The organism is Ancylobacter sp. Lp-2 (genome assembly GCF_020523795.1).
Lineage (GTDB): Bacteria > Pseudomonadota > Alphaproteobacteria > Rhizobiales > Xanthobacteraceae > Ancylobacter.
The window spans coordinates 24,911-43,885 of sequence record NZ_JAJALI010000015.1; the positions used below are offsets into that span (position 1 = coordinate 24,911).

An 18,975-nucleotide genomic window follows, 5' to 3' on the forward strand; every position below is an offset into this window, starting at 1 on the left:
CCGGTCGGTGGACAGTGCATCCGGCCGGCAGTGCAGCGCAGGAGAGTTCTCATGGCCACCCACCAGATGCCGCTCGGTTCCGGCTTCGGGCCGCGCAGCACCGCGCGGCAGGTTCTCGCCGGCCTGGACCTTGCCGGCCGGCGGGCCCTCGTCACCGGCGGGCATTCCGGCCTCGGGCTGGAGACGACGCGGGCGCTGGCGGCGGCCGGTGCCGAGGTGGTCGTCGCCGCCCGCCAACCCGAGGTCGCCCGCCGCGCCCTGGCGGATCTTCCCGGCGTGGCGGTCGAGGCGCTGGACCTTGCCGACCTCGTCAGCGTGCGCGCCTGCGCCGGCCGCCTGCTCGCTTCCGGCGAGCCTCTCGACCTCATGATCAACAATGCCGGCATCATGGCCTGTCCGGAGACCCGCGTCGGGCCGGGCTGGGAGGCGCAGTTCGCCACCAACCATCTCGGCCCCTTCGTGTTGACCAACCTGCTGTGGCCGGCGCTGGCGGCAGGCGCGGGCGTGGCGGGAGGCGCGCGCGTGGTCTGCGTCTCCTCGGCCGGGCATCACCAGTCGGCCATGCGCTGGGACGACGTGCAGTTCCGGGACGGCTACGACAAATGGCGGGCCTATGGCCAGTCGAAGACCGCCAACGCACTGTTCGCCGTGCATCTCGACCGGCTGGGGCGGGAGCATGGCATCCGGGCGTTCTCGCTGCATCCCGGCAAGATCTTCACCCCGTTGCAGCGGCATCTGGCGCGGGAGGAGATGGTAGCGGCCGGCTGGCTGGACGAGACGGGAGCGCTCGCCGATCCCAGCTTCAAGACGCCGGAACAGGGCGCCGCCACCGCCGTGTGGGCTGCCACCTCGCCGCGCTTGGAGGGGCTTGGGGGCCTCTATTGCGAGGATTGCGACGTCGCGGTCCGCGCCGAGGAGGCACGGGAGCCGTTCGTCGGCGTGTGCGCCCATGCGGCGGACGAGGGGGAGGCGGCGCGTCTCTGGGCGCTGTCGGCCGAACTCACCGGCATCGGGCGAGCCGGAGGTCCGGGCTGACCGGGGCCGGCGGCGGGAGGTTTGTCGCAGCGGCTGTCGCGAAACCCGCTTATGCTGCCGGCGGCGGCGCGCCCGCGTCGCCGTCCAGCCTCCATCAGCCCGTGACGGCCCTTCCAATGACCCGAGCTTCGACCCGAGCTTCCTCTGAGCGCGCGCCGGCGCCTTCCCGCCCCAACATCCTGCTGATCACCGCCGACCAGTGGCGCGGCGATCTCATGGGCGCCGGGCGGCCGTTCGGCGGGCTGACGCCGCATCTCGATGCGCTGGCCGCCGCCGGCACCAGCTTCGCCAGCCATTATTGCCAGGTCTATCCCTGCGGCCCGTCGCGGGCCTCGCTCTATACCGGGCTCTATGCTCACAAGCACCGCTCGGTGGCCAATGGCATGCCGCTGGACGCCCGCCACCCGACGCTGTTCACCGAGCTGCGCCGTGCCGGCTATCTGCCGACCCTGTTCGGCTACACCGACACCACGCTCGACCCGCGCGGCCGGGCGCCGCTGGATCCCGATCGCGGCACCTATGAGAATCTCTGCCCGGGCATGGTGGCGGGGATGATGCTCACCGAGCGGGCGACGCCGTGGTTGGCGCATCTGAAGGCGAATGGCTACCGGGTGGAGGATCCCGATGCCGGCCGCGAGGCGATCTTCGCCCAGCGCCGCTTCGGCGAGCCGGCGGTGTTCGCCGCCGAACACTCCGAGACCGCCTTCCTCACCGACCGCTTCCTCGACTGGCTCGGCGTGGTCGGGCGGGAGCCCTTCTGTGCGCATCTCTCCTACATCGCCCCGCATCCGCCCTTCGGCGCGGCCGATCCCTGGCACCGTCTCGTCGACCCGGCCGACATGCCGGCGCCGGTACGCGGCGCCGATCCCTCGGTCGAGGCCGGCCAAAGCCCGCTGATCGCTGCACTGATCGGTCAGATTGGCCTCACTGCACACCTCATCGGTCTCACCGGACGCGCCGCCGAGATGGATGACGAGCTCATCCGCCGCATGCGTGCCATCTATGCCGGCCTCGCCCATGAGGTGGACCACCATCTCGGCCGAATCTTCCGGGCGCTCAAGGAAAACGGCTTGTGGGACAATACCTTGATCGTCTTCACCGCCGATCATGGCGAGCAGCTCGGCGACCACTGGCTGCTCGGTAAGACCGGCTATTACGACCAGTCCGCCCATATCCCGCTGATCATCCGCGACCCGCGTCCCGCCGTAGACAAAGGGCGCGGCAAGTTGTTGGATTCGTTCACGGAATCCGTCGATGTGCTGCCCACTCTGCTGGAGGCCGCGGGCGTGCCGACCCCGCGAAACTGCGACGGCAGGAGCCTCCTCCCCCTCTGCGCCGGCGAGGAAACCCCCACCGACTGGCGCGACGCCACGCAATGGAGCTTCCATTTCGGCGACATCGTCGGGCGGCGAATGGAGCAGGCTCTCGGTCTGCCGACCAAACGCTGCCACCTGCAGGTCATTCGAACCAAGGCATTGAAATATATTGCCTTTGCCGGAATGCCGCCAGTGCTGTTCGACCTCGCCGCTGACCCGGCCGAGCTCACGAACCGTGCCTCCGACCCCGCGTCGCTCGCCCTGCGGCTGGAGGGAGCCGAACGGCTGCTCGCCTTCCGCCAGCGCCATGAGGAGGAAACCCTCACCGGCTATCTCGCCAAGGACGGAGCATTCCATGAAGAGACGTCTAGAATATGATTAGAATAATTAAAATGAGAGGGTGACGTCCGTTGTTTTCTCCATAAGTAGAATAGTTTAAAAGTAAGAATTAAGAATTGTTTAGTTGACAGTAACGGCATAGCGGGCGGATAGGCAGCGTAGTTCTTGTGCAGCCGATGACACCGATCCATGCCCGTCCGCAACCTGTCGCCTGTCCTGCCCCGCCGACGCGATGTACTGGGCCTCATGGCGCTGACCCTGGTCGGCGGTGGCCTGTCCATGCACCCGGCGATGGCGGATATCGCGCTGAAGGACGTCACCGGACGCGAGGTGACGCTCGCCAAGCCCGCCTCGCGGATCGTGATCGGCGACGGTCGTTTCCTTCTGGCGCTGGCGCTGGTGCATCCCGACCCGGTCTCGCTCGTTGCCGGCTGGCCGCGCGACATCAACCGCCTGGGCCGGTCGGCCTATGAGGCGTGGCAGAAAAAATTCCCTGCGATCAACGACATACCCCAGACGTCGGCGGCCAATGCGGCGATCTCGGTGGAGCGCATCATCGCCGCGAAGCCGGACCTCGCGCTGTTCTCCCTCGGCGCGACGCCCTCCGACGAGGAGCGGGCGCGGCTGGAGGCGGCGGGCATTCCCGTCGCGGTGGTCGATTTCTTCGTCAAGCCGCTCGACAATATGGAAGCGAGCCTCCGCCTCATCGGCGCGGCCGTGGGCCGCGAGGCGCAGGCGGAAGCGTTCATCGCCTTTCGTCGCCAGCATTTCGATGTCGTGCGCAGCCGCGTCGCTACCCTGCCGCCGGAGAAGAAGCCGCGCCTATTCTTCGAGGCGCATGCGGCGATGACCGCCGATTGCTGCAACTCCCCCGGTCGCGGCAATATCGGCGAAGTCATCGCGGCGGTGGGCGCGACGAATATCGGCGCCTCGGTGATTTCCGGCGCCTTTGGCAAGCTGAACCTGGAATATGTCATCGCCCAGGACCCGCAGGTCTATGTCGCGACCGGCGGCAGCCACATGGAAGGCACCGCAGGCCTGCTGATCGGCCCGGAATACAGCGCCGAGCGTGCCCGCGAGACGCTGGCCGGCCTCATCAAGCGCCCCGGATTCGACGGCATGAGCGCGGTGCGCAACCACCGCGTCTACGGCCTCGCCCACCAGATGCTCAACTCGCCGCTTGACGTGCTCACCCTCGAGGTGCTGGCGCGCTGGGCGCATCCCGAACTTTTCGCCGATCTCGATCCCGACGCCACGCTGGCCGAGATCAATGCGCGCTTCCTCGCCGTGCCCGTCGCCGGTCCGAACTGGATCGCCCTCGACTGATCGGCCTCATCGCATCCCGCAACGGAGATTTCCCATGCGCCTCGTCGCCCAGACCCGCCGATTCCTTGCCGCTTCCTCGCTTCCCGCGCTTGTGATGGGTGCGGCGCTGCTCGTCGGTACCGGCGCAGCGCAGGCCGAGCCGGAATTCGTCCGTTCGGTGAAGCCCGGTCCCGGTGTCTATGAGCTGGTGTTCAGCGCGCCGATGAACCGCGTCTATGTCGCCGCCGCCGGCACGCGCGGCTCGACCGAGGCCAAGGTGCTGGCGCTGGATCCGGCGACGCTGGAGACCAAGGAAACCATCGATTTCGGCTCGGAGGCCGCTTTCGGCCTCGGCATCAACAACAAGACCAAGAAGCTCTACGCCACCCAGACCCGCATCGGCGCGGTGGCGATCGTCGATCTTGCCACCGGCAAGGTGGTGGCGACGGTGAAGAAGGGCGACAAGGCGCATGTGCGCGAGGCCGTGGTCGACGAGGCCGGCAACCGCACCTTCATCACCGTGATGGGCCGCGATGACGACAGCTCGGTGTGGATCATCGACGGCGCCACCGACAGCATCGTCGGCAGCATCGACAACCTGCCCGGCAGCGTCACCGGCGTCGCCGTCGATCAGAAGGGCAACCGTCTGTTCGCCTCCGCGATGAAGAGCAATCAGGTCCATGTCATCGACCTCGCCACCGGCAAGATAATCAAGAGCTTCGCGTCGGGCGGAGAGAACGCAATCAACCTCGTTTATGACGCCAGCGGCGACCAGATCTTCGTCGCGCATCAGGGTTCCGGCGACGTGGTGGTGCTCGACGCCAAGGACGGTTCGGTCGTCAAGAAGATCCCGACTGGCCAGGGCGCCCTCGGCATCACGCTCGATGCGGCGCGCAACCTGGTCTACGTCGCCAATCGCGTCGGGGGCTATGTCACGCTGATCGACACCAAGACGCTGGAGCCGGTGGCGAATGTGGTGACCGGCTCGATGCCGAATACCGTCGCCGTCGATCCGGCGACCGGCAATGCCTATGTCACCAACAAGTCGAAGATGACGCCGCGCCCGCGTCCCGCCCAGCCGCCGGCGGCTGGAGCGGCGCCCGCCCCGGGTGCTACGCCGGCCACGCCCGTCGCGGCGGCCCCCGCGGGCGGTGCCCCGGCCGGTGGTGCGCCGGGTGGCCCGGCTCCGGGCGGCCGTCCGGTGCCGATGATCGATCCCTTCGGCGACACCGTCTCCCTGATCAAGCCGTGACGCCGAGGACGTGACCAAAGCCCGCATGATGAAGACCTCGGAGATGACAGACCGGGAGGCGACGGCACTCGATGCACCGGCTGCCGCCCTCTCGTCCTTCGTCCTGGTCGGGGCCGGCGAGACGGTGGTGGCCACCGGCTGCCGGCCGGTTCCGGTCGTCGCCGGCGTGTCGCTGGCGCGGCAGGCCGCCGACGCGCTGGCCGATGCACGCGGCGGCGCGGCGGTGCTGGTCGGAGCGTTGCCTTACGACCATGCGCAGCCGGCGCATCTGCTGCGTCCGGCCGGCTGGTCGCGCCAGCCGGGCCGTTCCGCCGCCCGGGCCTTCGGAACGCCGGCTCTCGTGCGGGCCGACGCCTACCCACGCTGGCAGGTGACGGCGGAGCCTTCCCTCGCCGCCTATCAGGCCGCGGTGGCGGAAGCACTGGCGCGGATGGAGCGCCGGCCGGAGCTGCGCAAGGTGGTGCTGGCGCGGGCGCTGCGGGTGGCCGGTGACCGGCCGATCGATGCCCGCGCGCTGCTCGGTCGCCTTGCCGAGGATCCGGCCGCCACCGCCTTCTGCGTGCCGCTGCCGTCGCAGGGCGGGGCGGGGCGGCTCTTGGTCGGTGCGACGCCGGAACTGCTGGTTTCGCGGCAGGGCGACGCGGTGCTGTCGCACCCGCTCGCCGGTTCGGCTCGTCGCTCGGCCGATCCAAGTCTCGACCGCGAGGCAGCCGAGGGCCTCGTCGCTTCGGCCAAGGATCAGCGCGAGCACCGGGAAGTGGTGACCGCCATCCTCGACCAACTGGCGCCGCATTGCCGCGAATTGGGCACGCCGGAGGGCACGCAGATCGTGTCCACCGCCAGCATGTGGCATCTCGGCACGCGGATCGTCGGGCGGCTGCACGACACGACGCTGTCGAGCCTCGACCTCGCCGCCCTGCTGCATCCGACGCCCGCCGTCTGCGGCACGCCCCGCGACGCGGCGGCGGCGGTCATCGCCGAGCTCGAAGGCCATGATCGCGGCTTCTACGCCGGAGCTGTCGGCTGGTGCGAGGCAAATGGCGACGGCGCCTGGTATGTCGCGCTGCGTTGCGCCGAGATCGCCGGCAACGAGGCGCGGCTGCATGCCGGCGCCGGTGTCGTGCCGGGCTCCGACCCGGTGGCGGAAGGCGAGGAGACCGCGGCGAAATTCGCCGCGATGCTGCGTGCGCTCGGCCTCGACGAAGCCATCGCCTTTGACGGAGCCGCTCGATGATCCCGCTGGTGCAGCCCTTCCAGCCGGAATTCGCCGAGCGCTACCGCCGGGCCGGCTATTGGCGCGGCGAGACCTTCCCCGGCATGCTGCGGGATCTCGCCGCGCGCCATGCCGAGCGGATGGCGGTTGTCGGCGGCGATCAGCGCTGGAGCTATGGCGAGCTCGCCGGCCGGGCGGAACGGGCGGCGGCCGGTTTCCTCGCGCTGGGGCTGAAGCCGGGCGACCGGGTGGTGGTGCAACTGCCCAACATCCCGGAATTCCTGTCGGTGGTGTTCGGCTTGTTCCGCGCCGGGCTGGTGCCGGTCTATGCGCTGCCGGCGCATCGGGTGGTCGAGGTGGTGCATTTCGCCCGCACCGCCGAGGCGCGCGCTTATGTCGTCGCCGAGCGACATGAGGGCTTCGACTATCGCGGCCTTGCCGAGGAGGTGCGGCAGCAGGTGCCGGCGCTCGATACGGTCATCGTGGTCGGCGAAGCCGGCCCGTTCGAGCCGTTTGGCGGGTTGGAGGGCGATGTCGCGTCGCTGCCGGGCGATCCGGATCCCTCGTCGGTCGCCTTCCTGCAGATTTCCGGCGGCAGCACCGGCCTGTCCAAGCTGATCCCGCGCACGCATGACGACTACATCTACAGCTTCCGCGCCAGCGCCGAGATCTGCGGCCTCACGCCGGACAGCATCTATCTCGCGGCGCTGCCGGTGGCGCATAATTTCCCGATGAGCTCGCCCGGCGTGTTCGGCGTGCTCCATGCCGGCGGCACCGTGGTGATGTCGCCCTCGCCGAGCCCGGAAGCGGCTTTCCCGCTGATCGCGCGGGAGAGGGTGACGATCACCGGCCTGGTGCCGCCGCTCGCTTTGCTGTGGATGCAGGCGGCGCCGAAGGCCGGGCACGACCTGTCCAGCCTGGAGGTGCTGCAGGTCGGCGGCGCCAAATTCATGCCGGAGGCGGCGCGCCGCGTGCGTCCGACGCTCGGCTGCACCTTGCAGCAGGTGTTCGGCATGGCGGAGGGGCTGGTCAACTACACCCGCCTCGACGACCCCGAGGAGATCATCGTCACCACGCAGGGACGGCCGATCAGCGAGGCCGACGAAGTGCTGATCCTCGACGATGCCGGCGCCCCGGTGCCGGAGGGCGAGGTCGGCAATTTGCTGACGCGCGGGCCCTACACCATCCGCGCCTATCACAATAATGACGGCGCCAATGCTCGCTCCTTCACCCAGGACGGCTTCTACCGCACCGGCGACATGGTGAAGCGGACGCCCGATGGCTATCTCGTCGTGCAGGGGCGCGCCAGCGACCACATCAACCGCGCCGGCGAGAAGATCTCCGCCGAGGAGATCGAGGATCATCTGCTGGCGCATCCGAGCGTATTCGACGCTGCCGTGGTGTCGCTGCCGGACGAGTTCCTCGGCGAGCGGAGCTGCGCCTTCGTCATCGCGCAGGGAGACAAGCCGAAGGCGGCGGCGCTGAAGGCGTTCATGCGTACGCGCGGGCTCGCCGATTTCAAGGTGCCTGACCAGGTCGTCTTCGTGCCGGCCTTCGAGACCACGGCGGTGGGCAAGGTCAGCCGCAAGGAGCTGCGCGCCACGCTGCGCCGGCAGTTCCTCGCCGAACAATCGGCCGTGCCGCCGGGAGAATGACCATGTCCGACAAACCCGGATTGCCGCGCATTGCTTCCTATGCGCTGCCGACGCCGGCCGCGCTGCCGGCCTCGCGGGCACCGTGGACGCTCGCCCGCGAGCGGGCCGCGCTGCTGATCCACGACATGCAGGGCTATTTCGTCGCCGCCTTCGCCGCCGGCGAGGCGCCGATCGCACCGGCCATCGCCAATATCGCCGCGCTCGCCGCCGCCGCCCGTGCCGCCGGGGTGCCGGTGTTCTACACGGCGCAGGACGGCGACCAGGACCGGCGCGACCGTGGCCTGCAGGCCGATCTCTGGGGCCCGGGCATGAGCTCGGCGCCGGAACACCAGAAGATCATCGCCGAGCTCGCGCCCGGGCCGGCCGACTTCGTGCTGGTGAAGCACCGCTACAGCGCCTTCCAGCGCTCCAACCTGGAGACGCTGATGCGCGTGCGCGGCCGTGACCAGCTGATCGTCACCGGCATCTACGCTCATATCGGCTGCCAGCTCACTACCGCCGAAGCCTTTATGCGCGACATCGAGCCGTTCTTCGTGGCCGATGCGCTCGCCGATTTCTCGCGGGCGAAGCACGATGCGGCGCTCGCCTATGTCGCGTCGACCTGCGGTGTCGTCGCCCCTGCCGCCGCGCTGATGGAGATGCTGCGATGATCGATCCCACCCAGATCCGCCGCCTCGCCGAGCCGCGCGAGCCGCTGACCATGGACCGCATGCGCCGCGACATCGCCGCGATGCTGCACGAGGACCCCTCCGAGATCGGCGAGGCCGACAGCCTGCTCGACCTCGGGCTCGATTCCATGCGGGCGATGAATCTCGTGCTCGGCTGGAGCGAGGGCGGGCTCGACCTCGAATTCTCCGAATTCGCGGAGGATCCGACCCTGACCGGCTGGTGGACGATCGTCGCCCGGCAGCAGGCGCGGCGCGGCTGAACGCGATGGCCGCGTCGCCCGATAGTCCCGGCTGGCCGCTGACCGAGGCGCAGAGCGGCCTGTGGTACGCGCAGCGGCTCGATCCCGCCAATCCGCTGTTCAATACCGGCCAATATATCGAACTCGCCGGCGCGCTAGATCTCGACGCCTTCCGGTCCGCCGTCGCGACGGCGGTGGAGGAGGCCGAGGCGCTGGCGCTGTGCATGGTCGATGCCGCCGAGGGACCCCGTCAGTTGCTCGACCCGTCGCGGCGCCCTCGGCTGGAGGTCGTCGACGTGTCCGGTGCAGCCGATCCGCTGGCCACCGCCGAGGCCGACATTGCCCGCGACATGGCGACGCCGATCGATCCGACGCGGGATCCGCTCGCCGCCGAGCGGCTGTTCGTCCTCGGGCCGCAGCGTTTCGTCTGGCAGCAGCGCATCCATCACCTCGCCATCGACGGCTATGGCATGATCCTGCTCACCCAGCGGGTGGCCGACCTCTACAATGCGCGCCGGCGCGGGACCGTGGCCGGCCCGGCATTGCCGGGGCTCGATGTGGTGCTGGCCGAGGATGCCGCCTATCGCTGCTCGAACAAGCGCCAGGCCGATGCCGCCTATTGGCGCGACGCCTTCGCCGGCCAGCCGGAGGTCGTCAGCCTGGCAGCCGGCGCGCCGGTGAGTGCCTTCGGCTTCCATCGCCGGGCGGTGGAGATCGATGCCGCGACCATCGCCCGCCTGCATGCTCTGGCGCGGGAAAGCTCCATTCCCTGGCCGGACCTCATCACCGCCTTCTGCGCCGCCTATGTGCAGCGCCACACCGGCACGCCGGAAGTGGTGCTCGGCGTGCCGCATATGGGCCGGCTCGGCAGCAAGGCGGCGCGGGTGCCGGCGATGCTGATGAACGTGCTGCCGCTCAGGGTGGCGCCGCAGCCGGGCGCCACACGGGCGGATTTCCTCGCCTCGGTGGCGCGCAGCCTGGTGAAGGCCCGCCGCCACGGCCGCTACCGCAGCGAGCAATTGCGCCGTGATCTCAAGCTGATCGGCCGCCGGCGGCGCCTGCACGGGCCGCTGGTCAATGTGCTGCCTTTCGACGAGACACCGCGCTTTGAGGGGCTCGACGCCCGGCTGGAAGTGCTGAGTGCCGGGCCGGTGGATGACATCACCTTCACCTTCCGCGCCCATGGCGCCGGGGGGCTGCGGCTGGAGGTCGACGCCAATCCCGATCTCTATTCCGCCGAGGAGGCGCTTGCGCATGCCCGCCGGCTCGACGCCTTCATCGCCGGGGCGCTCGCCGCCGAGCGACTCGATGAGGTGCCGACGGCCACGCCGGAGGAAGCGCACCGCCATCTGGTGGAGATGAACGCCACCGCGCATGAGGTGCCGGACGTCACCCTTACGGCGCTGATCGAGGCGGCGATGCGGCTGACGCCGGAGGCGCCGGCGGTGCGTTTCGAGGGCGTGGAACTCAGCTATGCCGAGCTTGAGCGCCGTAGTGCCGCGCTGGCCGGCGGCTTGACGGATGCCGGTGCCGGTCCGGGCTCCCTCGTTGCGGTGGCGTTGCCGCGTTCGCTGGAACTGATCGTGGCGCTGGTGGCGGTGCTGCGGGCCGGCGCCGCCTATCTGCCGCTCGATCTCGCCCACCCCGACGAACGGCTTGCCCGCATCCTCGGATCCGCAAAACCGTGCGTGATACTTGCGCGGGACGCCGATGCCGACCGGCTGCGGCCACATGCGGCGGTGCTTGTCCCCGAGGCGTGGCCGACCGAGATCGGCGCCGCGCCGCTGCATGCGCCGGTGCCCGACGACGCGGCCTATGTGATCTACACCTCCGGCTCTACCGGCGAGCCGAAAGGCGTGGTGGTCGGGCATCGGGCCATCGCCAACCGCCTCGAATGGATGCGCGAGCACTACGGCATCGGGCCGGGCGAGCGCATTGTGCAGAAGACGCCGGCCACTTTCGACGTCTCGGTGTGGGAGTTCTTCCTGCCGCTGATCGCCGGGGCGGTGCTCGTGGTGGCGCCGCCCGACGCGCATCGCGACCCGCTGGCGCTGGCGCGGCTGTTCCGGACCGAGAAGGTGACGACGGCGCATTTCGTGCCGTCCATGCTGGCGGCCTTCCTCGCCGAGCCGGCGGCTCGGGGGCTCGAAGTGCGCCAGGTCTTCTGCTCCGGCGAGGAACTGCCGGCGGATCTGCGCGACCGTTTCCACCGCACGCTGAGCGCGGAGCTGCACAATCTCTACGGGCCGACCGAGGCGGCGGTCGACGTCAGTTACTGGCCGGCCGGGCCGGACGATCGCGCGCGGCCGGTGCCGATCGGCTTCCCGGTGTGGAACACCCGGCTCTATGTGCTCGACGAGGCGATGCGCCCGCAGCCGCCGGGCGTGCCAGGTCATCTGTTCCTTGCCGGCGTGCAGCTGGCGCATGGCTATCTCGGCCGACCGGACCTCACCGCCGAGCGCTTCCTCGCCGATCCCTTCGTGGCCGGCGAGCGCATGTACCGGTCGGGCGACCTCGCCTATTACCGGCCGGACGGTGCGGTGGTGTTCCTCGGCCGCTCCGATCACCAGATCAAGATCCGCGGCCTGCGCGTCGAGCTCGGCGAGATCGAGGCGGCGATCATGCAGAGCGGACTGGCTCGGCAATGCGCCGTGATCGCCAGCCGCGATGCCGCCGGCACTCAGCGCATCGTCGCCTATGTGGTGGGCGTCGAGGATGTCGCAGTGCTGCGCGAGCGGCTGGCGGCGCGGCTGCCGGACTACATGGTGCCTTCCGCGCTGGTAGCGCTCGACGCGCTGCCGGTGACGGCGAACGGCAAGCTTGACCGCGCGGCCTTGCCGGCACCGGAATTCTCCGGCAGCGGCGGGCGTGGGCCGGGGACGCCGAGCGAGAAGCTGGTAGCGGCGCTGTTCCGCGAGGTGCTGGGACTGGACGCCGAGCCCGCCGCCGAGGACGACTTCTTTACGCTCGGCGGCGATTCCCTGCAGGCGGTCGCCCTGCTGCTGCGTCTGCGCGAAGCGGCAGGACGCGATCCGGGCCTCGCGGCGCTATTCGCGGCCCCGAGCGTTGCCGGCCTTGCCGGCGCCTTGGACGAGCAGGGCGCGCGGGCCGATTTCGGCCTTGAGCCGCTGGTCCGCCTGACCGAGGGCGATCCCGCGCTACCGCCGCTCTTCGCCATTCATCCGGCCGGCGGCCTGTCCTGGTGCTATGGGGGGCTCGCACGGGCGCTGGCGCCGCGGCGGAGCGTCTACGGGCTTCAGGCGCCGGCCCTGTCGCCGGACCAGCCGCTGCCGCCGAGCCTCGAGGCACTCGCCGCAGATTATGCCCGGCGCATCCGGGCGCTGCGGCCGGAGGGACCCTATCATCTCGTCGGCTGGTCGGTCGGCGGCATCCTCGCGCAGGCGGTGGCGGTGGAACTGCGCCGGCAGGGCGCCGAGGTCGGCATCGTCGCGCTGCTCGACGCCTATCCGAGCGATTGCTGGCGTGCCGAGCCGGAGCCGGCGCCCGATGCGGCGCTCAAGGCACTGTTGGCGATCGCCGGCCACGATCCCGACCGGCTGCCCGGGCTGGCGCTCAGCCGCGCCTCGGTAGTCGCCTTCTTGCGCGCCTCCGACAGCCCGCTCGGCACGCTTTCCGACACTGCTCTCGACGGGGTGGTGCGGGTGGTGGCCGGCAACAACCGGCTGGTGCGCGGGCATCACCATGCCCGCTACGACGGTGGGCTGACCTTCTTCCGTGCGGCGCTGGACCATGAGGGGCGCGACCTCACGCCGGCGAAATGGGCGGCCTATGCTGATCATATCGACGTCGTCGACATAGCGAGCCTGCATGCGCATCTCACCGGCCGCGAGGCAACCATGGCCATCGCGCCGGCTCTCGGCGCCGCGCTGACGGCCTGCGAACAAGCAAGGAAAACATCATGCGCGACAATGGCCTGCGCGGACGCATCGCCCTCGTCACCGGAGCGGGCGGAGGCATAGGTCGGGCAGTGGTCCGGCTGCTGGTCGAGGAAGGCGCCCGCGTCGTCGCCACCGACCACGCGGCCGAACTGCTGGCGCCGATCGCCGAGGAATTCGGTGGTGCCGTGCGCACGGAGATTCTCGACATCCGCTCCACCGAGGCGGTGGAGGCGGTGGTGGCGCGCGTTGAGGCGGAGGAGGGGCCGATCGATCTCGGCGCCAGCGTCGCCGGGGTGCTGTCCTGGCAGACGGTGGTGGAGACCGACGACGCCGAGTGGGATCGGGTGTTCGACATCAACAGCAAGGGGGTGTTCCGCTTCGGCCGGGCGCTCGCCCGCCGTATGCAGCCGCGCCGGCGCGGGGCGCTGGTGACGGTTGCCTCCAATGCCGCCGGGGTGCCGCGCCACGCCATGGCCGCCTATGCGGCCTCCAAGGCGGCGGCGGCGATGTTCACCCGCTGCCTCGGCATCGAGCTCGCCCCGCACGGCATTCGCTGCAACATCGTGGCGCCCGGCTCGACGCTGACGTCGATGCAGACCGGCATGTGGGCGGACGACAACGGCGCGGCGCAAGTCATTGCCGGCGCAGCGGAAGTCTTCAAGGCCGGCATTCCGCTCGGCAAGCTGGCGACCCCGGAGGATGTGGCGGAGGCGGTGGTGTTCCTGCTCTCGGCACGGGCCGGGCACATCACCATGAGCGACCTCTATGTCGATGGCGGCGCGACGCTGCGGGCCTGACTAGTCCTTGACGGCGTCGACCATCACTTGCACGAAGCCGTGCGAGCAGCGCTCGACCCGCGCCTCGACACCGTAGACGCTCGCCAGCATCGCCGGGGTGATCGCCTGCGCCGGCGTGCCGTCGGCGACAATATGCCCTTGAGAAAGAACGATAATCCGGTCGCACCAGCGAGCCGCCAGCGCGATGTCGTGCAGCACCACCACGACGATGATGCCGCGCTCGCGCGCCACCTCGCCGGCGAGCTTCATCACCGCGAGCTGGTGGCGGATGTCGAGGGCACTGGTGGGCTCGTCGAGCAGCAGCACCCTCGGCTCGCGCACCAGGCACTGGGCGAGGGCGGCGAGCTGGCGCTGGCCGCCAGACAGCTCGTCGAGGCCGCGCATGGCGAGGTCGGCAATGCCGAGACGGCGCAGGACGTCGAGAGATTTCCGTTTTGGATCAGTGCCTTGCGCGAAGGTTACCGATTGCAGCGCGCTCAGCGTCGCCTCGAAGACCGAGAGCGCGACGCGCGGCGGCAGCGTCTGCGGCATGTAAGAGACCTCGCGCGCATAGCTGGCCGGATCGAGGCCGGACAGTTCGCGGCCGTCGAGGCGGATCGAGCCGCGGGCGGGAATCAGCCCCGCCAGCGAACGCAGCAAGGTGGTCTTGCCGGCGGCGTTCGGTCCGACCAGTGCGGTGACCGATGCGGCCAGAATGCCGCTCAAGTGCAGCCCGTCGATGATGCGACGCGCGCCGTAGCCGACCGACAGGTCGGCAATGTCCAGTCCCGATGCCGCACTCATCCCAGATTACCCCGGCGGGAGAGGATGAGGACCACGAAGAAGGGTATCCCGATAAGCGAGGTGATGATGCCGACCGGCAGCAGCGTGCCGGGCACGATGAGCTTGCTGCCGACCGAGGCGAGCGACATCAGCCCGGCGCCGGTCAGCACGCTGGCCGGCAGGTAGAAGCGGTGATCCTCGCCGACCAGCAGCCGGGCGATGTGCGGCGCCACCAGCCCGATGAAGCCGATGGTGCCGACAAAGGCGACGCTGGTGCCGGTGAGCACGCTGACCCGCAGCAGCGAGGCGAAGCGCAGTCGGCCGAGCGCAATGCCGAAGCTGCGCGCGCGATCCTCGCCGAGGCGCAGGGCAGTCATCTGCCAGCTGTCCCGCAGCGCGAGCGGCACCAGCACCGCCAGCACTGCGGCGAGCACCCCGAGCTTGGCCCAGGTGGCGCGGGCGAGCGAGCCCATCGACCAGAACACCAGCTGTTGCAGCGCCTCCTGGCTGGCGACGAACTGGATGAGCGCCACCAGCGCGTTGAAGGTGAACACCATGGCGATGCCGAACAGCACCAGGGTTTCCACCCCGGTGCCGCGCAGCCGCGCCAGCGCCTGCAGCAGCAGCACCGAGCCGAAGGCGAACAGGAAGGCGAAGAGCGGCAGGTTCCAGTTGCCGGGCAGGCCGGGGATGGCGAGGCCGAGCACGATGGACAAAGCGGCGCCGAAGGAGGCGGCCGAGGAGACGCCGAGCGTGAACGGGCTGGCCAGCGGGTTGTTGAGGATGGTCTGCATCTCCGCCCCGGCGAGCGCCAGCGCGGCGCCGACCAGCACCGCCATCAACGCCGCCGGCAGCCGCACCTCCCAGACGATGACCCGGATGCCGGGCTCGGCGGCGGCGGGATCGAGGAGGGTGCGCAGCACCGCGCCGATCGACAGGCCGGAGGGGCCGGTGGCGATGTCCACCAGCATGCCGGCCGCCATGATGGCGAGCAGGCCGGCGAGGATGGCGAGCCGCCGGCGCTGGCGGCGGGCATAGGCATCGATCGGATCGGCGGCAATGAGATCGGCGGCGAGGGCGGCGCCGGCCGGCAGGTCGGGAAGGCTCTGGCCTGGCGGTGCCTGCGGCGACAATCCGGTCATCTCCGTCCCACTCGGCCTGTTTGCGCGGCGTGTCGCGACGCTATCCGTCGCGTGGCCCGGCGAGCGGGGCTCTCGCGGCGGCGCGCAAGGTTCAATGCCCGAGCCGTCCGTACCGGTCAAGTTTCTGATGTCGCTCAATAATTTAGAATCGTTTCAGTCTGGAGGGCGGCTGCTTGCATTGTCCGGCGAGTGGTTTAGATGCCGGGAGGAAATGGCAGGGGCGCGCGAGGCGGATGGAACCCGGCATCGTCATCGAGGGTAGCTGCTGGTTCGACCTCGCGCCGCGTGGCGGCGGGGCGCCCTATCGCATTTTCCTGGCGCTGCCGAAAGGACCGGCGCCGCCGGCCGGCTTCCCGGTGCTGTATCTGCTCGACGCCAATGCCAGCTTCGCGACGCTGGTGGAGGCGCAGCGGCGCGGCGGCGAGCGCCCGGCCGGCACCGGCATCGGCCCGACGGTGCTGGTGGGCATCGGCCATGCTGCCGACGGGCTCTATGACCGGACGCGCCGGACCTTCGACTACACCGCCGGGCCGAGCCAGGAGGCGCCGGCGGTTGCCGGTGCTACCGCCGGCCGGGCGACGGGCGGGCGGGATGCGTTCCTTGCCTTTCTTCGTGGCGAGGTGAGGCGGGCGGTGGCCGCGCGCGTGCCGGTTGATGCCGGCCGGCAGACGCTGGTCGGCCACTCGCTGGCGGGGCGTTTCGTGCTCGATGTGTTCGGCCGCGACAGCACGGCCTTCGCCGCCTATGTGGCGATCAGCCCCTCGATCTGGTGGGACGAGGAGGAGCTTCTCGACGGATTATCGGCCCCGGGCGGAGCTCCTCGCCTTTCCATCGTCGTCGGCGAATGGGAACAGCAGCTGGCGCCCTGGCTGGCGGCGCGCCCCGGCGCGGCGGAAATCGCCGAGCGGCGGGCGCGCCGGGCTATGGTCGACCGGGCGGCAGCCTTCGCAGAGCGGGCGCGAGCGGTGCTTGGCGAAGAGGGCAGGGTGCAATTCGAATGTCTTCCCGGCGAGGACCATGCCTCGGTGGTGGCGCCGGCTCTGACCCGGGCGTTGCGCTTGGCGCTGGTCGCTGCCGAAGGGTAAGGCGACTCGCGCCACGGTGTGTTCGCCAAACTGTGATCGCCGCAGATGCCGTGTCGCCGTCGGTGCGCTGGAATTGCACGGGTTCTGGTCGCGACGGCGATTTCCCGGCGGCCAAAACGGCTTTAAGGAAGGCTCGCTTGTTCGCGGAGCCCGAGATGCCGAATCCTGATATGTCCAGCCTCGATGCGACCGCTGGCGCGCGCCGCCCGCTGGTGCTCGCCCCGCTGATCATCGCGGCCGGGGCGGCGGCGACGCTCGCCGGTGCCTGGTTCTTCCAGCTGGTGATCGGGCTGGCGCCGTGCCCGCTCTGCCTGGAGCAGCGGCTGCCCTATTACGCCGCCGTGCCGCTGGGGCTGGTGGTGGCGCTGGTGGCGCGGCAGGGGCATGCCGGGCTGGCGCGGCTGGGTCTGGCGCTGCTCGGCCTATTGATGCTGGTCGGCTTCGGGCTGGCGCTCTATCACGCCGGCGTCGAATGGCACTGGTGGCAGGGACCGACCGCCTGCTCGGGGGCCGCTCCGGCGGCGGGCTCGGCGAACCTGCTGCAGGACCTGCAGCAGGCGCGGGTGGTGCGCTGCGACGAGGCGCCGTGGCGCTTCCTCGGCCTGTCGCTGGCCGGCTGGAACGTGCTGATCGCCGCGACGCTGACGCTGGTGGCGGTATGGGGCGTGCGCCGGCGCTGAGGGCGGGAGCGGCGAAGGCCGCTCGCCCCATCCCTCTCGCCGACTGGGAGGGGGCTGTCGCGCGGAACTGGGCAGACCGCGTCGGGGCGATTCAGCGATGGCGGGGCGGAGCAGGTAAGGGGGCAGGCGAGCCGAAGCCGCGAGGGCCCGCGTCCCAACGGGAGAGGGGAGCCTCCCGAGGATTGCAGCCTACGGGTCGAGCTCGGTATCCCAGTAGAGATAATCGACCCAGCTCTCATGCAGGTAGTTGGGCGGGAAGTGCCGGCCGTTCTGGTGCAGGTCGAATACCGCCGGCTGGAAGGGTTTCTGCCGCGGCACCATCCTCGCCTCCGCCGGCATCAGGCTGCCCTTGCGCAGATTGCAGGGTGAGCAGGCGGCGACGACGTTCTCCCAGGTCGTCAGCCCGCCGCGCGAGCGCGGGATGACGTGGTCGAAGGTGAGGTCATCGCGCGAGTCGCAGTACTGGCAGGTGAAGCGGTCGCGCAGGAACACGTTGAAGCGGGTGAAGGCCGGCTGGCGGGCCGGGCGGATGAAGCTCTTGAGCGAGACGACGCTCGGCAGCCGCATCTGGAACTGGGCGCTGGAGACCTGCCGCTCGTAATATTCGACGATATTCACCCGGTCGAGGAACACCGCCTTGATGGCGTCCTGCCATGACCAGACCGAGAGGGGGTAGTAGCTCAACGGGCGGTAATCCGCGTTGAGCACGAGGGCCGGCCAGGCACCTGGGGACAAAGTCGCCGTCAAGCACTTGCTCCCTTACCGGAGCGACTCACGACGGCTCGGCGCCGTGGGACGCACGGCGATACTCTATAGGTAGCGTGTCAGTCTTGTGAAGCACCGCGATGCGGCATCGGCTTCACGAATGCGGCCAACGGACCCGCCGGAGCGGGCTCAGCCGAGCGGCGGCAGGCGTTCGGCGAGGAAGGCGCCGCCGAGCAGCAGGCCCTCGCTGTCGATGCCGTGGCCGAGCCCGCGCGACAGATGCCCGCGCGCTGGCACGCCGGCCGCCTTGAGGCTCGCGAGCGAGCGCGGCAGCGCCTGCGGCGGGATCACCTCGTCGGCATCGCCATGGATGAGCAGCACCGGCGGGCGGCTGGCGATCACCGGGCCGGCGATGTCGGCGGCGCGGCCTTCCGGGGTCACGTGCAGGCCGGAATAGCCGAGGATGCCGGCGAGCGGCGCCGGCCGGGCGAGGCCGACCTCCAGCGCCATCATCGTGCCCTGGCTGAAGCCGACCAGCGCCAGGCGGGACGGCGGCAAGGCGTGGCGGGCGAGCTCGGCATCGAGGAAGCCGTCGAGCGCGGCATGGGCGGCCTGCACGCCGGCCCAGCGCTCGCGGTCGTTACGCTCGACATAGGCGAACCATTGCCGGCCGACCGGGGCGATGCCGAGCGGCTCGGGCGCGTGCGGCGACACGAAGGCGGTGCGCGGCAGCTTCTCGCCCCACAATTCGCCGAGGTCGATCAGGTCGCGGCCATCGGCGCCGTAGCCGTGCAGCAGCACCACCAGCGAATCGGGCGCGCCGCCGGAGCGGGGGGCGAGGCGCGGGCCGTCGAGGAGCGGAACTGCGGCGGGAGTGACCATG

At 70.3% G+C, this 18,975-nt stretch carries 16 protein-coding genes; 12 read left to right on the top strand and 4 right to left on the bottom strand.

What is annotated here, in order from left to right; translation table 11 throughout:
* Nucleotides 1–51 precede the first annotated feature (51 nt).
* From LGR54_RS23875 to LGR54_RS23920, 10 genes are all read left to right on the top strand, one after another.
* Nucleotides 52–1,035: an oxidoreductase gene (locus LGR54_RS23875; RefSeq protein WP_230364460.1), complete on the top strand. Its 984-nt coding sequence runs from the start codon at nucleotides 52–54 to the stop codon at nucleotides 1,033–1,035.
* A gap of 116 nt (nucleotides 1,036–1,151) precedes the next feature.
* The gene (locus LGR54_RS23880) at nucleotides 1,152–2,729 is read left to right on the top strand and encodes an alkaline phosphatase family protein (RefSeq protein ID WP_230364461.1); all 1,578 of its coding nucleotides are present in this window, start codon (nucleotides 1,152–1,154) and stop codon (nucleotides 2,727–2,729) included.
* 150 nt (nucleotides 2,730–2,879) lie between these two features.
* Nucleotides 2,880–4,016 carry an ABC transporter substrate-binding protein gene (locus LGR54_RS23885; RefSeq protein ID WP_230364462.1) on the top strand — a complete coding sequence of 379 codons (1,137 nt, stop codon included), beginning with the start codon at nucleotides 2,880–2,882 and terminating at the stop codon, nucleotides 4,014–4,016.
* A gap of 34 nt (nucleotides 4,017–4,050) precedes the next feature.
* Entirely contained in the window at nucleotides 4,051–5,247 is a 1,197-nt protein-coding gene (locus tag LGR54_RS23890) for a YncE family protein (protein WP_230364463.1), read from the top strand.
* Nucleotides 5,248–5,272: 25 nt separating this feature from the next.
* On the top strand, nucleotides 5,273–6,481 hold the full coding sequence (locus LGR54_RS23895; protein ID WP_230364464.1) for an isochorismate synthase MenF: 1,209 nt from the start codon (nucleotides 5,273–5,275) through the stop codon (nucleotides 6,479–6,481).
* Nucleotides 6,478–8,115 (top strand): (2,3-dihydroxybenzoyl)adenylate synthase, encoded by a 1,638-nt coding sequence (locus LGR54_RS23900; protein ID WP_230364465.1) that lies wholly within the window; start codon nucleotides 6,478–6,480, stop codon nucleotides 8,113–8,115. The genes LGR54_RS23895 and LGR54_RS23900 overlap by 4 nt, the downstream gene beginning before the upstream one ends.
* Before the next feature lie 2 nt (nucleotides 8,116–8,117).
* Entirely contained in the window at nucleotides 8,118–8,765 is a 648-nt protein-coding gene (locus tag LGR54_RS23905) for an isochorismatase family protein (RefSeq protein ID WP_230364466.1), read from the top strand.
* Nucleotides 8,762–9,043, top strand: a complete 282-nt coding sequence (locus LGR54_RS23910) for a phosphopantetheine-binding protein (protein WP_230364467.1) — start codon at nucleotides 8,762–8,764, stop codon at nucleotides 9,041–9,043. Before LGR54_RS23905 ends, LGR54_RS23910 begins: the two co-directional genes overlap by 4 nt.
* Nucleotides 9,004–13,002, top strand: a complete 3,999-nt coding sequence (locus tag LGR54_RS23915) for a non-ribosomal peptide synthetase (protein WP_230364468.1) — start codon at nucleotides 9,004–9,006, stop codon at nucleotides 13,000–13,002. The genes LGR54_RS23910 and LGR54_RS23915 overlap by 40 nt, the downstream gene beginning before the upstream one ends.
* On the top strand, nucleotides 12,942–13,718 hold the full coding sequence (locus LGR54_RS23920; protein ID WP_230364469.1) for a 2,3-dihydro-2,3-dihydroxybenzoate dehydrogenase: 777 nt from the start codon (nucleotides 12,942–12,944) through the stop codon (nucleotides 13,716–13,718). Before LGR54_RS23915 ends, LGR54_RS23920 begins: the two co-directional genes overlap by 61 nt.
* Here LGR54_RS23920 and LGR54_RS23925 read toward each other — a convergent pair whose 3' ends face one another.
* Complete coding sequence (locus tag LGR54_RS23925; protein ID WP_230364470.1) at nucleotides 13,719–14,501, bottom strand: ABC transporter ATP-binding protein; 783 nt, start codon at nucleotides 14,499–14,501, stop codon at nucleotides 13,719–13,721.
* Complete coding sequence (locus tag LGR54_RS23930) at nucleotides 14,498–15,622, bottom strand: iron ABC transporter permease (RefSeq protein ID WP_230364471.1); 1,125 nt, start codon at nucleotides 15,620–15,622, stop codon at nucleotides 14,498–14,500. The genes LGR54_RS23925 and LGR54_RS23930 overlap by 4 nt, the downstream gene beginning before the upstream one ends.
* Nucleotides 15,623–15,855: 233 nt before the next feature.
* Between LGR54_RS23930 and LGR54_RS23935 the strand changes: the two genes are divergently transcribed.
* Both LGR54_RS23935 and LGR54_RS23940 read left to right on the top strand, forming a co-directional pair.
* Complete coding sequence (locus tag LGR54_RS23935) at nucleotides 15,856–16,707, top strand: alpha/beta hydrolase (RefSeq protein WP_230364472.1); 852 nt, start codon at nucleotides 15,856–15,858, stop codon at nucleotides 16,705–16,707.
* Nucleotides 16,708–16,862: 155 nt separating this feature from the next.
* On the top strand, nucleotides 16,863–17,387 hold the full coding sequence (locus LGR54_RS23940) for a disulfide bond formation protein B (RefSeq protein WP_230364473.1): 525 nt from the start codon (nucleotides 16,863–16,865) through the stop codon (nucleotides 17,385–17,387).
* 189 nt (nucleotides 17,388–17,576) lie between these two features.
* Here the strand turns inward: LGR54_RS23940 and LGR54_RS23945 are convergent, their stop codons facing one another.
* Both LGR54_RS23945 and LGR54_RS23950 read right to left on the bottom strand, forming a co-directional pair.
* Nucleotides 17,577–18,134: an HNH endonuclease gene (locus LGR54_RS23945; RefSeq protein WP_230364474.1), complete on the bottom strand. Its 558-nt coding sequence runs from the start codon at nucleotides 18,132–18,134 to the stop codon at nucleotides 17,577–17,579.
* 147 nt (nucleotides 18,135–18,281) lie between these two features.
* Entirely contained in the window at nucleotides 18,282–18,974 is a 693-nt protein-coding gene (locus LGR54_RS23950; protein ID WP_230364475.1) for an alpha/beta hydrolase, read from the bottom strand.
* Nucleotide 18,975: the final 1 nt, after the last annotated feature.

Excerpts from the sequence above, each read along its gene's own strand:
- LGR54_RS23875 (WP_230364460.1), top strand. The coding sequence starts at position 52 with ATGGCCACCCACCAGATGCCGCTCGGTTCCGGCTTCGGGCCGCGCAGC.
- LGR54_RS23880 (WP_230364461.1), top strand. The coding sequence starts at position 1,152 with ATGACCCGAGCTTCGACCCGAGCTTCCTCTGAGCGCGCGCCGGCGCCT.
- LGR54_RS23885 (WP_230364462.1), top strand. The coding sequence starts at position 2,880 with ATGCCCGTCCGCAACCTGTCGCCTGTCCTGCCCCGCCGACGCGATGTA.
- LGR54_RS23890 (WP_230364463.1), top strand. The coding sequence starts at position 4,051 with ATGCGCCTCGTCGCCCAGACCCGCCGATTCCTTGCCGCTTCCTCGCTT.
- LGR54_RS23895 (WP_230364464.1), top strand. The coding sequence starts at position 5,273 with ATGATGAAGACCTCGGAGATGACAGACCGGGAGGCGACGGCACTCGAT.
- LGR54_RS23900 (WP_230364465.1), top strand. The coding sequence starts at position 6,478 with ATGATCCCGCTGGTGCAGCCCTTCCAGCCGGAATTCGCCGAGCGCTAC.
- LGR54_RS23905 (WP_230364466.1), top strand. The coding sequence starts at position 8,118 with ATGTCCGACAAACCCGGATTGCCGCGCATTGCTTCCTATGCGCTGCCG.
- LGR54_RS23910 (WP_230364467.1), top strand. The coding sequence starts at position 8,762 with ATGATCGATCCCACCCAGATCCGCCGCCTCGCCGAGCCGCGCGAGCCG.
- LGR54_RS23920 (WP_230364469.1), top strand. The coding sequence starts at position 12,942 with ATGCGCGACAATGGCCTGCGCGGACGCATCGCCCTCGTCACCGGAGCG.
- LGR54_RS23925 (WP_230364470.1), bottom strand. The coding sequence starts at position 14,501 with ATGAGTGCGGCATCGGGACTGGACATTGCCGACCTGTCGGTCGGCTAC.
- LGR54_RS23930 (WP_230364471.1), bottom strand. The coding sequence starts at position 15,622 with ATGACCGGATTGTCGCCGCAGGCACCGCCAGGCCAGAGCCTTCCCGAC.
- LGR54_RS23935 (WP_230364472.1), top strand. The coding sequence starts at position 15,856 with ATGGAACCCGGCATCGTCATCGAGGGTAGCTGCTGGTTCGACCTCGCG.
- LGR54_RS23940 (WP_230364473.1), top strand. The coding sequence starts at position 16,863 with ATGCCGAATCCTGATATGTCCAGCCTCGATGCGACCGCTGGCGCGCGC.
- LGR54_RS23950 (WP_230364475.1), bottom strand. The coding sequence starts at position 18,974 with ATGGTCACTCCCGCCGCAGTTCCGCTCCTCGACGGCCCGCGCCTCGCC.